The 16,128-nt window shown below is 61.2% G+C and carries 13 protein-coding genes; 5 read left to right on the top strand and 8 right to left on the bottom strand.

What is annotated here, in order from left to right; genetic code table 11:
* Nucleotides 1–2: 2 nt before the first annotated feature.
* Nucleotides 3–980, top strand: coding sequence for a GDP-L-fucose synthase (gene fcl / locus ACR0LD_RS16555; protein WP_480638052.1), 978 nt, complete (start codon nucleotides 3–5; stop codon nucleotides 978–980).
* A 33-nt stretch (nucleotides 981–1,013) separates the two neighbouring features.
* Here fcl and ACR0LD_RS16550 read toward each other — a convergent pair whose 3' ends face one another.
* The 8 genes from ACR0LD_RS16550 to ACR0LD_RS16515 all read right to left on the bottom strand — a co-directional run bounded on the left by ACR0LD_RS16550 (nucleotide 1,014) and on the right by ACR0LD_RS16515 (nucleotide 11,991).
* The gene (locus ACR0LD_RS16550; RefSeq protein ID WP_480638051.1) at nucleotides 1,014–2,090 is read right to left on the bottom strand and encodes a DUF2793 domain-containing protein; all 1,077 of its coding nucleotides are present in this window, start codon (nucleotides 2,088–2,090) and stop codon (nucleotides 1,014–1,016) included.
* Nucleotides 2,091–2,346: 256 nt separating this feature from the next.
* Nucleotides 2,347–3,783 carry a mannose-1-phosphate guanylyltransferase/mannose-6-phosphate isomerase gene (locus tag ACR0LD_RS16545; protein WP_480638050.1) on the bottom strand — a complete coding sequence of 479 codons (1,437 nt, stop codon included), beginning with the start codon at nucleotides 3,781–3,783 and terminating at the stop codon, nucleotides 2,347–2,349.
* A gap of 72 nt (nucleotides 3,784–3,855) precedes the next feature.
* Nucleotides 3,856–4,749: a UTP--glucose-1-phosphate uridylyltransferase GalU gene (gene galU, locus ACR0LD_RS16540; RefSeq protein WP_093963131.1), complete on the bottom strand. Its 894-nt coding sequence runs from the start codon at nucleotides 4,747–4,749 to the stop codon at nucleotides 3,856–3,858.
* Nucleotides 4,750–4,967: 218 nt separating this feature from the next.
* On the bottom strand, nucleotides 4,968–6,773 hold the full coding sequence (locus ACR0LD_RS16535) for an ABC transporter ATP-binding protein (RefSeq protein WP_480638048.1): 1,806 nt from the start codon (nucleotides 6,771–6,773) through the stop codon (nucleotides 4,968–4,970).
* Nucleotide 6,774: 1 nt separating this feature from the next.
* Nucleotides 6,775–7,704 (bottom strand): ABC transporter permease subunit, encoded by a 930-nt coding sequence (locus ACR0LD_RS16530; RefSeq protein ID WP_480638046.1) that lies wholly within the window; start codon nucleotides 7,702–7,704, stop codon nucleotides 6,775–6,777.
* A 12-nt stretch (nucleotides 7,705–7,716) separates the two neighbouring features.
* Nucleotides 7,717–8,640: an oligopeptide ABC transporter permease OppB gene (gene oppB / locus ACR0LD_RS16525; RefSeq protein WP_093963128.1), complete on the bottom strand. Its 924-nt coding sequence runs from the start codon at nucleotides 8,638–8,640 to the stop codon at nucleotides 7,717–7,719.
* 68 nt (nucleotides 8,641–8,708) lie between these two features.
* Nucleotides 8,709–10,337, bottom strand: coding sequence for a peptide ABC transporter substrate-binding protein (locus ACR0LD_RS16520; RefSeq protein WP_093963729.1), 1,629 nt, complete (start codon nucleotides 10,335–10,337; stop codon nucleotides 8,709–8,711).
* A gap of 418 nt (nucleotides 10,338–10,755) precedes the next feature.
* The gene (locus ACR0LD_RS16515; RefSeq protein ID WP_480638043.1) at nucleotides 10,756–11,991 is read right to left on the bottom strand and encodes a lytic murein transglycosylase; all 1,236 of its coding nucleotides are present in this window, start codon (nucleotides 11,989–11,991) and stop codon (nucleotides 10,756–10,758) included.
* A gap of 139 nt (nucleotides 11,992–12,130) precedes the next feature.
* On the opposite strand from ACR0LD_RS16515, the gene ACR0LD_RS16510 reads away from it, so the two are divergent.
* From ACR0LD_RS16510 to ACR0LD_RS16495, 4 genes are read left to right on the top strand one after another with little or no spacing between them, the layout of a single operon-like run.
* Nucleotides 12,131–13,093: a cytochrome ubiquinol oxidase subunit II gene (locus ACR0LD_RS16510; protein ID WP_480638041.1), complete on the top strand. Its 963-nt coding sequence runs from the start codon at nucleotides 12,131–12,133 to the stop codon at nucleotides 13,091–13,093.
* Complete coding sequence (locus tag ACR0LD_RS16505; RefSeq protein ID WP_480638040.1) at nucleotides 13,090–15,180, top strand: cbb3-type cytochrome c oxidase subunit I; 2,091 nt, start codon at nucleotides 13,090–13,092, stop codon at nucleotides 15,178–15,180. Before ACR0LD_RS16510 ends, ACR0LD_RS16505 begins: the two co-directional genes overlap by 4 nt.
* On the top strand, nucleotides 15,177–15,809 hold the full coding sequence (locus ACR0LD_RS16500) for a cytochrome c oxidase subunit 3 (RefSeq protein WP_170341891.1): 633 nt from the start codon (nucleotides 15,177–15,179) through the stop codon (nucleotides 15,807–15,809). The genes ACR0LD_RS16505 and ACR0LD_RS16500 overlap by 4 nt, the downstream gene beginning before the upstream one ends.
* Nucleotides 15,802–16,128: a cytochrome o ubiquinol oxidase subunit IV gene (locus tag ACR0LD_RS16495; protein ID WP_244952445.1), complete on the top strand. Its 327-nt coding sequence runs from the start codon at nucleotides 15,802–15,804 to the stop codon at nucleotides 16,126–16,128. The genes ACR0LD_RS16500 and ACR0LD_RS16495 overlap by 8 nt, the downstream gene beginning before the upstream one ends.

The following is a 16,128-nucleotide window of genomic DNA, read 5'->3' as shown; positions in this document are numbered from 1 at the left end:
AAATGCGCAAGATCTACATCGCCGGACATCGTGGCATGGTAGGTGGAGCAATCCTGCGTCAGCTCAAGGCGCGCCAGGCCGATGGCGAGCCGCTTGAACTGGTGACCCGAACCCATTCCGAATTGGATCTGACCGATCAGGCGGCCGTCCGTGCCTTCATGCAGGCCGAGCGCCCAGACGTCGTGATCCTGGCTGCTGCAAAGGTCGGTGGGATTCACGCCAACAACACGTATCCTGCAGATTTCATTTACGAAAATCTGATGATCGAGTGCAACGTGATCCATCAGGCTTTTGCGGCCGGTGTACGGCGTCTTCTGCAGCTGGGCAGTTCCTGCATCTACCCGCGTGAAGCAGCGCAGCCGATGCGCGAAGACGCGTTGCTGACGGGTGTTTTGGAGCCGACGAACGAACCATATGCGGTTGCCAAGATCGCCGGGATCAAGCTGTGCGAAAGCTACAACCGCCAGCACGGGGTCGACTACCGGTCGGTCATGCCGACCAACCTGTATGGGCCGGGCGACAATTTCCACCCTGAGAACAGCCATGTTCTGCCAGCACTGATCCGCCGCTTCCACGAAGCCAAACGCGACGGGCTGGACGAAGTGGTGATCTGGGGAACTGGGAAGCCGCGGCGTGAATTCCTGCATGTCGATGACATGGCCGAGGCATCGCTGTTCGTAATGGATTTGCCGCAGGACGTGTATCAGGCCAATACGCAACCCATGCTGAGCCACATAAACGTGGGCTGCGGGCAGGACGTTTCGATTGCCGAGCTGGCCGCACTGATCGCCGAAATCACCGGATATACCGGCCGGATCACGCAGGACACCACCAAGCCAGATGGTACGATGCGCAAGCTGATGGGCGTTTCCCGGTTGGCCAAGATGGGCTGGAAGGCACGCATAGGCCTCGAAGATGGTATCCGCGAGACCTATGCCTGGTTCCTTGATCAATCGACCGACGACCTGCGGGCCAAATAGGCACCCGGCCCAAAGACCGGGTGCGTTCGCTGATCAGAACCAGCGACCGATGGCCGAGACCGCCGGGGGTATTGCCGCCGGATCGGATACCGGCGACAGAACTTGCCACGCTACCTGCGTTTCGGTCGGCAAATCGAAGCTGATGAACCGTCCCAGGGCATTACCGCTGCCGCTTAGGGTTGGAGTACTGCCCACAGCAAAAGGCGCGGGGAAAGTCCAAGTATTCTGGGCGCTTGCAAACAGTGGCCCCTTGCCGACGGTACAGGCCACCGCGCTCGCCGCGAGGGTGCAGATCTGGGTTCCATCCGCGAAACGAACGAATTCGCCGTTCGCATTTGCGCCGCGTTCGATCACTGCGCCGGTCGGGGTCCCGCCAGACTGCGTCACCGGACCCACGAGGTTGCCGGGGCAATATCCGTAGTCGGCTCGCATCAGCCGTCCGGGTGTTACATCTTCAGGGGTGGCTTGAACGGCCGCGCCGCTGATCGTTCCCGATGTGGCATCCACGCGCACCGCCTCGGTCCAAGAGCCTCCGTCCGGTGAAACCTTGATGGAAAAATCGGTATTGCCCGCAAGGCCCATCTCGGCGTGACCGGTCCAGTTGGACTGAAACAGGAGGGAGGCCGTGTCAGTCGCGCTCGCCTTGTTGATCTTCAACTGGTGACCGCTCCCGTCATGGCTCAGCAATGTGGCGGGACCCCGAACCGACAGGCGATTGGTCGGATCGTATCCGGTTGCGACCCCGACCCCGGCAAGGTTCGCTGTATTGATCGGAGGATCGATCCATCCCCCGTTGTCCCAAACCTTGAGTGCGGCGCCGGCTTGGTCCCAAATGCGCCATCCGTTTGCCGGAGTGACAAAGACCCAAGCATTGTCCAACCAAGCCGCGAGTTGCCCAGGCTTCCCCGCCCAGGCGCCTGTCGGGCTGGCCCCCAAGCCGTAGATGGCACCTTGATCTGGTGCCGCAGGTGGAATGGTTTCATCCAGAGCCACAACACTCAGCTGCACGATCAGGTCCAGCTGCCGCAGCGCTTCGTTGTGGGTAACGTGTTTTTGCGCCTGTGAGGGTTGCAGAAACGGCAGATTCAAACGGGGGGTGTTTTGGGACACGGGCGGGATCCTCCTTGGGCCATCGATTCACGGAATTCGCTGCGCGCCACCCTGCCGCGGATGGGATGAATCCCCGCTTTCACGTGCGAACGACACAAAAAGGATTTGGTTACTTGTGGATTTCCAAATACGAAACAAAGCCGCCCTTTTGGGGCGGCTGTGGATATTTTTTAGTATGGAGGTCGGTCAGCTGATTCTGACCTGTACGCCCAAAGCGTGAACCGTTGGCGACCGGAGCCGAGGTGTTCAGCCAGGATCAGTTGCGGGCGTAGACATCCTCGTACCGGATAATATCGTCTTCTCCGAGGTAGGCGCCGGTCTGGACCTCGATCAGGACCATAGGCACCTTGCCGGGGTTTTCCATCCGGTGAACCGCGCCAAGGGGGATGTAGACAGACTGGTTTTCGCTGACCAGACGAACCTCGTCATCGATCGTGACCTTGGCGGTACCTTCTACGACGATCCAATGCTCGGACCTGTGGTGGTGGGACTGCAGGCTCAGGGCCGCGCCGGGGTTTACGTGAATCCGTTTGACCTGGAATCGTTCGCCCACGACCAGGCTCTCGAACCAGCCCCAGGGGCGATGGTCGACCGGCAGAGCTTCGGCCTGCGGTGCCCCTTTGGCCTTCAGGGCGGCCACGGCCTGTTTGACATCCTGTGCCTTGTCCATGCTGGCCACCAGAACGGCATCCGGCATGGCCACAGCGATCATGTTCTCGAGCCCCATGGCCACGACTTCTTGGGAGGCTGACTCGGACCGGATCAACACGTTGTTACAGTCGATCGTCGTCACCTCACCGGTGGTCGCAACGCCGTTTTCGTCGGGGCTGCTCAGCTCCTGGACGGCCGACCAGCTGCCGACATCCGACCAGCCGGCGGCATAGGGAACAACGCTCAGGTTTTTGGCCCGTTCCATGACCGCGTAGTCGATCGATATGTCTTCGACTTTCCCCCAGGCCAATGCGTCCAGTCGCAGAAAGCCAAGGTCGGCTTTCGCGTCCTCGACGGCAGTCTGCACCGGCGGCAACAGGTTGGGTGCATGATCCTGGAACGCAGCGATGATGTCGCGCACCGCAAACAGGAAAATGCCGGAATTCCACAGGTAACTGCCATCGGAGATCATGGCCTTGGCCCGATCCAGATCGGGCTTTTCAACGAAATGGTCCAATGCGACCGCAGCACCTGTCGCGTCGGGCGCAGCGCTGAGCTTCAGATATCCATATCCGGTTTCTGGCCGGTCCGGAGTGATCCCGAACGTCACCAGTTGGCGGTCCCTCTCGATGGCGGTCACACCTTGCGAAACCGCCGCGTGGAACGCGGATTTGTCGGGAACGACGTGATCGGACGGCGCCACCAGCATCAAAGCATCCGGGTCTACGTTCGACAGGTAAAGCGCGGCCGCTAAAACCGCCGGAGCCGTGTTGCGGCCCTCAGGTTCAATGAGGATCGGACCGGGGTCGACACCAATGGCGGTAAGCTGCTCGGTGACGATGAAGCGGAACGATTCATTCGTGAGTATCAGGGGCTTGGCGTACGGCGCGTCCTTGGGCCCTCGCATCCGGTCCGCACAGTCCTGCAACAGGCTGCTGTTGCCGACCAGCGGCACGAACTGTTTGGGATAGCTTTTTCGGGACAGCGGCCAAAGCCGGGTTCCGGAGCCGCCGCACAGAATGACAGGATAGATGGTGGTCATGACGAATGGGCTTTTCGGCTGGTTTTCTGACGTTTTATCGCAGTCATCACAGGATGGGTGAAGGACCGCCGCTTATTGGGCAGCCCGACCTGTGGCAACAATATCATTCAGATAGGCGCTCAGGTCGTCGCGCAGGTCATTCCGGGCCAGGGCAAAGGCCACGGTGGCCTGCAGGAAGCCCGCTTTTGATCCGCAGTCGAAGCGTTGACCATCAAAGCGGTATCCGAAAACCGGGACACCGTTGCCGATGTCTTCGGCGATGGCATCGGTCAGCTGGATTTCCCCGCCGCTGCCTTTCTTCATCTGATTGAGGTTGTACAGCACCGATGGCCCCAAAATGTATCGACCGATCACCGCCATGTTCGACGGTGCCTCGTCGGCCTTGGGCTTTTCGACCATGCCGCGGGCTCGGATCACCTTGCCGGAACTGTCGGCGGCGTCCAGTATCCCGTACGAGCTGGTTTTTTCGGGTGCGACCTCCATCGCGGCGACCATGTTGCCGCCGGTTTCCTCATAAGCCTCGACCATCTGCTGCAGGCAGGGTTTGTCGGCCGCAATAACGTCGTCCGGCAGCATGACCGCAAAGGGTTCATCGCCGATCAGACGGCGGGCGCACCAGACTGCGTGTCCCAGCCCCAGAGCCTTGTGTTGGCGGATATAGGCGATAGCACCGCTTTCCATGTTGGTATTCTCGAGAACCTCCAGCAAATCATCCTTGCCTTTGGCCTTCAGCTCCTGCTCCAGCACGAGATTGTGGTCGAAATAGTCTTCGAGCGCCGATTTCCCGCGTGATGTGACGAAGATGAACTCGGTAATACCCGCAGCGCGGGCTTCGTCGATGGCATATTGAACGAGAGGCCGGTCAACCAGCGTCATGATTTCCTTCGGAACGGATTTCGTTGCCGGAAGAAACCGGGTGCCCAATCCTGCGACAGGGAAAATCGCCTTGGTGACCTTGCGTGACATGTGACCTCTCAAATTCAAAAACTTAGCCGGCGGACGTGGTGCATCCGGGGCTTCCTCTTAGGCTGCGAAACCGGATCAATCAATGATGCCCGAAAAAACAGGCCGAAAACGACCGAAGGGTGCCATTTGGTCATGGCAAAGTCAAAACACCCAGTTCCAATAACTCTGCCCTAATGGGCAAGGACCCCGAAGCCGGTTGTCCGGCTTCGGGGACAGGATCAAGCGTTTGCCATGATCGCTTCCAGCGGATCATGCTCGGCCACGAAGTGCCCAGGCGCAATCTCGCTGAGCGCGGGAACATAGTCGGTCTGACCCGCCGCCAGACGGCTGGGCAGGAACCGCAGCGCCGCCTTGGGGTCCATGGGCGAGGGCAACTCGCCCGGCAGTTTCAGCCTTTGGCGGCTGCGCTCGACATCCGGGTCCGGGATCGGTACCGCCGAGATCAGCGACTGCGTATACGGATGAACCGGGTTCGCGCAGATCACCTCGCCATCGCCCAGTTCGACGATGCGGCCGAGATACAGAACCATGATCCGGTTCGACACCGCGCGCACCACCGACAGGTCGTGGCTGATGAAGATCATCGACAGGCCGAACTCCTGCTGCAGTTCCTTCAGCAGCTGCACGATCTGCGCCTGAATCGACACGTCCAGCGCCGAGACCGCCTCGTCGCAGATGATCAGCTTGGGCTTGTTGATCATCGCCCGTGCGATACCCACCCGCTGGTTCTGACCGCCCGACAGCTCGTGCGGGTAGCGGTTGATCATATTGGCGTTCAGGCCGACCCGTTCCATCATCTCGGCGACCATCTGCTTGCGCTCGCGCTCGGTCAGGTCGGGGCGATAGGTTTTCAGCGGTTCCGCGATCGAGGCGGAGATCGTCATCCGCGGGTCCAGGCTGGCCAGCGGGTCCTGGAACACGATCTGCAGGTCCTTGCGGTACTTGTTCAGCTCGGCCCGTTTCAGCCCGACGATCGGATGACCCAGCCAGCTGACATTCCCGGCGCTCGGCTCGATCAGCTGCAGCACGGCACGGGCGAGGGTGGACTTGCCGCAGCCCGACTCACCGACCACGCCCAGGGTTTCACCCTTGCGGATGTCAAAGCTGACGCCGTTCACCGCCTTCAACGGCACCTTGCGGCCAAAGATGCCGCCCGGAACGTGAATCGGGAAATGCACCTTGACGTCATCGACCTTCAGCAGCGGCGCCTCGTCGGTCTCCACCGCCTTGGGCGCGTCGCCCGCGTCGATGCGGGGCATGGCCTCGATCAGGGTGCGGGTATAGTCGTGCTTGGGCGCGTGAAAGATCTCGCGCGTGTCGCCGGCCTCGACGAACTCACCCAGGCGCATGACCTGCACCCGGTCGCACATGCGGGCCACGACGCCCATGTCATGCGTGATCAGGGCGATGGCGGTGCCTTCGTCCTTTTGCAGACGCACCATCAGGTCCAGAATGTCGGCCTGAACGGTCACGTCCAGCGCGGTGGTCGGTTCGTCGGCGATCAGCAGCTTGGGATTGCACAGCATCGACATGGCGATCATCACCCGCTGGCGCATCCCGCCCGACAGCTCGTGCGGGAACTGGTCCAGACGGCGCGCGGCCTCGGGTATGCGCACGCGGTCCAGCCATTCCAGGCACCGTTGCCGCGCGGCCGAACCCTGCAGGCCTTCGTGCACCTGCAAGACTTCGCGCATCTGCTGGCCGACCCGCAAATGCGGGGTCAGGGCAGTCAGCGGGTCCTGAAAAATCATGCCCACGTCATCGCCGCGGATCTGGTTCAGCTTGTTCACGGGCAGGTTCAGAATTTCCTGCCCGTTCAGCAGCACCGACCCGGTGGCCCGGCCCGCCGCCGGCAGCAGCCCCATCGCGGCCATGAAGGTCTGGCTTTTGCCTGACCCGCTTTCGCCGACGATGCCCAGGCATTCGCCCGGCGCGATGTCAAAGCTGATGTTCTTGACGGCCTCGACCACCCCGTCGGACGTGTCGAACTGAACGCTCAGGTTCTTTACGGAAAGCAGGCTCATGTCAGCGGTCCTTCGGATCCAGTGCGTCACGCAGGCCATCGCCGATGAAGAACATCGTTATGATGATGGTGACGTAAAATGCCAGGGGGTACATCAGTTGCCACAACGTGCCGTAACCCATGGTTCCGGCGCCCTCGGCGATCAGACGACCCAACGAGGTATAGGGCTCGGAGATCCCCAGCCCCAGGAACGAGATGAAGCTCTCCGTCAGGATCATCTCGGGCACCAGCAGCGAAGCATAGACGATCACAACGCCCAGCAGGTTGGGCAGGATGTGGCGGTACATGATGGTGAACTCGCTGACACCGGCGGCGCGGGCGGCCTCGATGAACTCGCGGTTCTTCAGGGTCAGGGTCTGGCCGCGCACGATCCGCGCCATGGTCAGCCAGCCCACCGCACCTAGCGCGATGAACAGCATGAAGAACGACCGCCCCGCCACGACCAGCAGCAGGATGATGACCAGCGTGGCCGGAATGGCCAGCAGGATGTCGACGAAGCGCATCATCACGCCGTCGACGCGCCCGCCGATATATCCGGCGGCGATGCCATAGCACGTGCCCACGATCAGCGCGGTGGCCGCCCCGATCAGACCCACCAGCAACGAGGTTGTGGTGGCCTGGATGACCCGGCTGTACAGGTCGCGCCCCAGATCGTCGACGCCGAAATAGTGCCCTGTCTCGATGGACGGCATACCCATGCCGGCCACGTCGCCCATGACGTTCCAGTCGATTTCCTCGTTGCTCCAGACGGCAAAGTAGGGCCCGATGATCGTGAACAGAACGATCAGGCCCAGGATGAACACGCTGGCCATGGCGGCCTTGTTGCGGACAAAACGCATCCGCGCGTCCTGCCAAAGCGAACGCCCCTGAATGACCGTGTAATCGGTGATGCCTTCGGCCAGATGGGCGGCTTTCTGAGATTTTCCAAGCATTTGCCAGCCCCCTCAGTAACGGATTTTCGGATCGAACCAGGCATAGGCCAGGTCGGTCAGCAGGTTCACCAGAACGGTCAGCACGCCATAGAGAATCGTGACCCCCAGCAGCACCGCATAGTCGCGCGACAGGGCCGAACCCACATAGGCCTGCCCCAGCCCGCCGGTCGAGAAGTAGATGTCCACAAACACCGAACCGGTCAGCACATAGACGAAGACCGGCCCCAGATAGGACACCACCGGCAGCAGCGTGGGTTTAAGCGCATGGCGCCAGATCACGGTTCTGGTTGGCAGGCCCTTGGCCCGGGCGGTGCGGATGAAGTTCGAATTCAAAACCTCGAGCATAGACGAACGCGTGATCCGCGCGATCGAGCCCATGTACGAGGTCGCAAGCGCGATGACGGGCATGATCAGGTATTGCCACTGGCCCCCGTTCCAGCCGCCGCCCGGCAGCCAGCCCAGCCACAGGGTGAAGGTCAGGATCAGGATCGGACCCATTATGAAGTTCGGCAGCGCCTGGGCGGCGATGCCCAGACCCACGGCGAAATAATCGATCCAGCTGTTGTGGCGGATCGCGGCGGCGATGCCCAAACTGACGCCCACCAGCGTGGCCACGAGGAAGGACAGCATCCCGTAGGTCAGCGAAATCGGAAAGCCCTGCGCGATGATGTCGTTCACGTCGCGGTCCTTGAACTTGAAGGACGGGCCGAAATCGAAATGCACCACGATGTTGTACAGGTAATCCCACAGCTGTTTCCACAGCGGCTGGTCCAGCCCGTAGCGCGCCTCGATATTGGCCAGAACCTGCGGCGGCAACGGCCGCTCCGAGGTGAAGGGCCCGCCGGGCGCGAAGTGCATCAGAAAGAAACTGGCGACGATCAGCAACAGGATCGTCGGAACGGCGATCAGCAGTCGCCGGATGACATAGGCAAGCATTTCATGCCCCCAATTATTGGCCCTGCCCCAGAGCATGTCCGGGGCAGGGCGCGATCAAAGGATGATGATTACTCGGCGATCTTGTAGAGGTTCTTCGAGTACCAGTTCTGCTCGACGTTGTTCACCGGCCAGTTCCCCACGTCGCTGTCCATCATGTAGACACCGGCATAGTGGTAGATCGGGATCACAGGGGTTTCCTGTGCGATGATCCGCTCAACCTCGGTGTACAGCGGGGCCGGATCGTCCGAGGTTTTGGCCTGAGCCAGCAGCTCGTCGACCTTGGCATTGTTGTACTTGCCGTCATTGTAGCCGGAATCCGACTGCAGCAGGTCCAGGAAGGTCGAGGCTTCGTTGTAGTCGCCGCACCATGCGCCGCGGGCCAGTTCAAAGTTCTGGTTGCCGCGCTCTTCCAGGAAGATCTTCCATTCCATGTTGGCCAGCTCGACCTGCGCGCCCAGCTTCTGCTTCCACATCTGGCTGAGGGCCACGGCGACTTTCTTGTGCGCCTCGGAGGTGTTGTAGACCATCGCGAAACTCAGCGGGTTGTCGGGACCGTATCCGGCCTCGGCCAGCAGTTCCTTGGCCAGCTCGTCGCGCTCGGCTTGCGTCATCGACGCCATTTCCACGACCGGCGGGGTGAACCCTGCGGTGGCTTCGGGGACGAAGGTATAGGCTTCGGGCTGACCGCCGGCCAGGATGTTCTCAGTGATGATCTTACGGTCAACCGCCAGCGACAGGGCCTGACGCACGTTCGGGTCCTTGAAGGCCTCGGGGCCGCCGTCGGACAGGTTGAACGTGTAGTAGTAGTTGCACAGGCGCGGGAAGCTGATCGCCTCGTTCGGGTATTCTTTCTTCAGGCGCGGAAACTGGCCTGCGGGCACCTCGGTGCGGTCCAGCTCACCGGCCAGATAGCGGGTCAGGGCCACGTTTTCATCGTTGATGACCAGCGCCACGACCTTGTCGATGATGGTGTTGTCGTTGTCCCAGTACATCGGGTTGCGCTCGCGCACCGAGCGTTCGTTGGGCAGGTGCTCGGTCAGGACATAGGCGCCGTTCGAGACGATGTTGCCGGGCTTGGTCCATTCATCGCCGAACTGCTCGATGACCTTCTGCGGGGCTGGGAAGGTGGTCGAGTGCGTGGTCATCTGCGGGAAATAGGGCAGCGGCGCGCTCAGTTTCACTTCCAGCGTGTGGTCGTCGATCGCCTTGACGCCCAGGTCGTCGACCGGCTTGTCGCCCGCGATGATCTCGGCGGCGTTCTCGATCGACATCAGTTCCATGAACCAGGCATAGGGCGAGGACAGGGCCGGATCGACGGCGCGTTTCCACGCAAAAACGAAATCATGTGCGGTGACCGGATCGCCGTTCGACCACTTGGCGTTGTCGCGCAGGGTGAAGGTGTAAACGTCCTTAGTTTCGTTGGTGGTATAGCCGGTGGCCACGCCCGGAACCAGGTTGCCGTCTTCGTCCTGGTTCATCAGACCTTCGAACAGGTCGCGGACAATCTCGGCGCCCGACACGTCCTCGACCACCTGCGGGTCGACCGAGCTGTGCTCGTCCAGCACGCGGTAGACGAAGGTCTGGTCATCGGCCAGCGGCTCGCCGGTGACCGGATGGGTGCCCGCGGCCAGCGCGGCTCCGGTGATGAAGGTCGAGCACAGCAGGCCCGCCACCGAGTTTCGAAGGATGGTGTTCATGATCTTCTCCCAATTATTGTGGCGGCGGTCTGCGCATCCATATGGGATGGCGTCCGGCGGCCCTGGTTGCCCGACATCCGCTGGGACCCGGTTCTTTTGAATTTTGGGTTGTGCCAATTCGCAAGGAACACTGCGTCGCAGCTTTCTGGATTGCAGTCGGTGAAGTGGATGCAAGAGCTTCCTCTCGCTGGCCGAGACCGTGCCACTATTTTGGGCAGGGTTAAAGCCTTCCCATGAGTGCGGATCGCCTAAAGGTAGAAAGAAACTTCGTGACGCGTGGTCGCTGAAATTTTGTAACGATGGCGTGTATCGTTGCGATATTTTCGTGCCCAGGCCGCCCGGATTGCAGCGCGAGGCGCGATCTGTTTCGGCAGTATTTCGCTGCTCGCTTTCGCCCGATCAGGCGAATCGCCAGCGGTCAGGGACGCAGCCGCGACTTCATCCCGGCTTCGGGGAAACAGGTGGGGGGCTGGTCGGTTTCTTCCTGCCAGCGGCCGATCGACCGGCGGGTTTTGTATCCCGGGAGCCCGTCGGCACCGCCCACGTCGTGCCCCATCGCGATCAACGCCTGCTGCATGGTCGCGATATCCGACCGGTAGAGACCGCCCACCTTGCCCCAGCGGCCTTTGAAATCGCCCACGCCATACTGAATGCGATCGCCCACATGGCCCACGAACAAGGCGTAGAGGTCGCTCATGTTGTAGTCTTTGAGAACGTAGAAATTGGGCGTTACGACAAAGGCCGGACCGTTCCGGCCAGCCGGCATCATCAGGTAGCCCTCGCCGCGCAGCTCGTGTTCGGGGAAGGGGCGGCCCGAGACGCGTGTGATGCCCATGGCGACCCAGTCGCGGATCGGGCGACCCTGATCGGGACCCTCAAGCGCGCAGGACACAGATGCCGGTACGGTCACCTCGAACCCCCAATCGCGGCCGCTGACCCAACCGTGCCGCGCGAGGTAGTTTCCGATCGATGCAATCGTGTCGTCAGCCGACCCCCATATGTCGGCCCGGCCGTCTGCATTGCCGTCGGCCGCGTGGTTCAAAAAGCTGGTCGGCATGAATTGGGGCTGGCCCAACGCGCCGGCCCAGCTGCCTTTCATCGCGCGGCCGTTCACGTGGCCAGCCTCGACGATCTGCAGCGCGGCGATCAGTTCGCTGGTAAAATAATCCGCGCGGGTGCTCATGAATCCCTTGGTGGCCAGCACCTGGATTGCGTCATGCCGGATCGGAACCTGCCCATAGCCGCTCTCGCGGCCCCAGACCGCAAGGATGATCCGGGCGGGAACGCCGGTCTGTTCCTCGACCCGGCGCAGCGTTTCCGCATGACGCTTGGCCATACGCCGACCGCCGGCGGCGGCACCCTGAACCGAATTTGCGTTGAAATACCGGCCGGGGGATCCGAACTCGGCTTGCCTTTGCTTTTTGGGCGTCCGTGCCGGAGAGCCCGGCGGAACAAGATCAGGAAGTTCCCAATTCAGGCGAACTCCGTCGGTTGCGCTGTCAAACGTGCGGAGCGATACACCCTGCGCCCGGGCCAACGGCCAGACCTGTTGCTGCAACCAGTCCTGAAACTGCCGCTCAACCGCGGCTCGGTCCTGCGCGATCGCTGCGCCGGAAAACGCGATCAGTCCAATCAGAATAAGCTGTAAACGCATGACACAATGACTGACCCGACCCACTGGTCAAGTCAACTCGATGGTGAGGTGGTTCCCGGCTGCCGGGGAAAAACCTTGTGAAATCTGCTGACTCTGCCGATAGTTGCACCAACCTGAAGTTTGATGAGGGCGATCCGGCGTGAGCGGAAACAGGACTATACCTGCGGTACTGACAGCGCTGATCGTGGTCGTATTGTGGTTGGGCACGGCGCAATCGGCTCTGGCCAGCGACAGTTTCATGGATCCTCATGGCCCTATTGCGGCGGTCCAAAAAACACACCTGGTGCGCGCGACCGCGTTGATCCTGATTGCGGTCATTCCGGTTCTGGTTCTGGTTCCCTTGATCGCTCTTCGCTATCGGCGCCGCGCGCAAAGCCCGGCTGCCTATCGGCCCAAATGGGATTTCTCGCCCATGCTGGAAACCGCGATGTGGGGTGTGCCGGTGGTGATCGTGGCGCTGCTGTCCTTTTATCTTTGGAAAGCAACCCACCGGCTGGACCCTTACGCGGCCCCGTTCGGCGATGAACCGGCCCTGCGTGTGCAGGTGGTGGGGCTGGATTGGAAATGGCTGTTCATCTACCCCGACCTGGGCATCGCGACGGTGGGTGAGTTCGGGGTGCCAACAAAACAACAAGTCGCCCTGACACTGACGACGGACACGGTGATGCAGTCATTCATGGTTCCCGCCCTGGCGGGGCAGATCTATGCCATGCCGGGGATGACGACCCAATTGCATCTCGTGGCTGATGCCCCCGGACAAATGCAGGGCGAAAACACCCAGTACAACGGGCGCGGCTTCACCAAGCAGAAGTTCCAGACGGTCGCGATGCCGCCGCCGGACTTCGACTCGTGGGTCGACCGGGTTCGGCAGAACGGTATCGTTCTGGATCCGGCAACCTATCGGACACTGGCCATGCGGACGGACCGGGACGAGGTTCAGGCCGCGCTTGGCACCGCGCAGATGCCCGATAATGCGCTGTATTTCCGCCTGGATGATGGCGATCTGTTCCACAGCATCCTGGGCCGGTATCACAACGGGCAACCTTTGCCGCAGGATCAGCAACCGGGAACCGCTCAATACGGGCAGGAGGACAAGCAATGACATCTGCCGAGTCCGGTTTCTTCGGCCGTCTGAACTGGGATGCCTTCCCTATCGCCGGGCTGATCCAAGACCCCAATACGAATGAAATCGTGGCCAATGCCGCGGCGGGCGTGGTGATCGTGGGGGTGGCCGCGGTTCTGGGACTGCTCACCTGGTTTCGCCTGTGGGGGCCGCTGTGGCGCGACTGGCTGACCAGCGCGGATCACAAGAAGATCGGCATCATGTATATCGTCTTTGCCATCGTCATGCTGGCGCGCGGCGTTCTGGAAGGCGTCGTGATGCGCGCCCAACAGGCGGCCGGGCCGGGCGAGGGGTTCCTCGAGGCCGAACACTTTGCCGAACTGTTCAGCACCCACGGCACGATCATGATCTTCTTCGTTGCGGTGCCCTTCGTGTTTGGACTGGCGAATTTCCTCGTCCCGCTGATGATCGGCGCACGCGACGTGGCCTTTCCGGTGATGAATCAGATCAGCCTCGGCCTGACGGTTTCGGCGGGCATGATGCTGATGGTCAGCCTGGTGGTGGGCGAGTTTTCCACTGGCGGCTGGACGGCCTATCCGCCCTATACCGGCGCGGCCTTCAATCCGGGCGTGGGGCCGGATTACTGGATCTGGGCGATCGTGGTGTCGGGCATCGGCACCACCCTGACGGGGATCAACTTTGCCGTCACGATCTACAAACTGCGCGCGCCTGGGATGAAATTCATGCGGTTGCCGATGTATTGCTGGACGATCATCTGCAGCTCGATCCTGATCGTGTTCGCCATGCCGCCCCTGGGGGTGGCGGCACTGTTGCTGGCCGCCGACCGGTATCTTGATTTCCATTTCTTCACCAATGACCTGGGCGGCAACATGATGAACTATGCCAACCTGTTCTGGCTGTTCGGCCACCCCGAGGTCTATCTTCTGGTTCTGCCGGCCTATGGCATCTATTCCGAAGTCTTCGCGACTTTCTCGGCCAAGCGGCTCTATGGCTACAACTCGCTGGTGATCGCGACCATGTCGATCGCGGTACTGTCGTTCACCGTCTGGCTGCACCATTTCTTCACCATGGGCCAAAGCGCCCTGATCAATGCGGTGTTCGGCATCGCCACGATGCTGATCGCCATACCCACCGGCGTCAAGGTCTATGACTGGATGGCCACCCTGTATCGCGGCCGCATCCGGTTCTCGGTGCCGATGCTGTACGGGCTGGCCTTTCTGATGCTGTTCGTGATCGGGGGGCTCAGCGGGGTGATCCTGGCCAACCCGACCGTTGACTATCAAGTGCACAATACGCTGTTCCTGGTCGCGCATTTCCACAACGTGTTGCTGCCGGGTGTCCTGTTCGGATTGCTTGCGGGCTACAACTACTGGTTTCCCAAGGCGTTCGGCTTCCGCCTGGACGAGGCTTGGGGGCGGATATCGGTCGTGCTGTGGACGGTGGGCTTCATGCTGACCTTCCTGCCGCTGTATTTCGTGGGCCTGATGGGTATGCCGCGCCGCTCCTACAGTTGGGAGGACCCGAGCTTTCACCCCTACATGATCACGGCCGTCATCGGCGCGCTGGTCATTCTGGCGGCCTTGCTGTCGGTCGTCGTGCAGCTGTGGGTCAGCATCCGCAACCGCGAACAGAGCCGCGTATCGGTTGGCGACCCCTGGGACGCCCGCACGCTGGAATGGTCGATCCCGGCCCCGCCGCCGCCCTACAATTTCGCGATCATCCCGCATGTCACGGACCGCGACGATTTTGCCGCCGCGAAAGAGCGTGGCGAGGCCTACCCGCACCCCGACCGGTACGAGGACATCACTATGCCACGCAACACCGGTATCGGTTTCGTGCTCTGCGTGCTCAGCGGTGTGTGGATGTTTGCGCTGGTCTGGTGGATCTGGTGGCTGGCGGCGCTGATGACCGTGATGATGATCCTGTCATTCATCCTGTGGACCTTTCAGACCGATACCGAAGAAGTGGTTTCAGCTGAAGACGTGCGCAGGCAGCACGAGGCCTGGCTGGACTTGGTCCGCAACGCGACCCCTGTGAACCGGAATCACGAAGGTGCGCCAGAAAACACCGGGCTTGCCCGACCGGATCTAAAGGCAGCGACATGAAGCCTGCACCAACCCACAGTTACCCAGGTCTGAACCTTGGGCGGCGTCATGCCAGCGCCCACAAGGCGACCGAAGTGGTGACCTTCGGTTTCTGGGTCTTTCTGATGAGCGACCTGGTCTATTTCGGGCTGATGTTCGGCGTCTACATCACCATGATCGACGCGCAGGCAGGTGGTCCTGGCCCGCACGACTTGTTCGATCTCTACAGCATCTTTGCCCAGACCCTGATCCTGCTGACCAGCAGCCTGACTGTTGGACTTGCCATGCTGGCGCTGAAATACAACCTGCCGCGCGGTCGGATCGTCCTGTGGTTCGGGGTTACGCTGCTGCTTGGGCTGAGTTTTCTGGTCCTCGAAATCCGCGATTTCATGTCGATGGCGGAAAAGGGTGGCATCCCGCAGCGCAGCGGTTTCCTGTCTGCCTTCTACGGGTTGGTGCCTCTGCACGGGCTGCATGTGGCGGCGGGCTGTGTGTGGCTGGTCGTTCTGGGCATTCAACTGCGGGTCATGGGGATGACCGACCTCGTGATTTCGCGCGTGGTGCGGCTGGCACTGTTCTGGCACTTCCTTGATCTGATCTGGATCGGCATCATCACCATCGTGTATTTCGGAGGGCTGACCTATGGATAAACGGTCCGAGATGCACAGGCGCGAGCGGCGCCGGTATGTGATCGGCTATGGCGGCTCGCTGTTGCTGACACTCACCGTGTTTGCGATCGCCTACTGGTTCGGCATCGAGACCAAGGGTGTCTACCTTGCAATTGGGCTGTTGGGTTTGGCGCAGCTGATTGTTCAGCTGGTCTATTTCCTGCATATCGACCGTCGCCGCAGCAGCCGCGAAGATCTGGATTTGGTCCTGTTCTCGACGCTGGTTCTTCTGATCATCATTCTTGGAACGGTCTGGATCCTGGGCAATCTGGCTATGCGGATGCACATGCCGGGCATGTAG

This window comes from Ruegeria sp. BF8 (assembly GCF_056538625.1).
The sequence above is the reverse complement of the archived record's forward strand: the minus strand, read 5'-3'. Positions and strand labels throughout refer to the sequence as shown.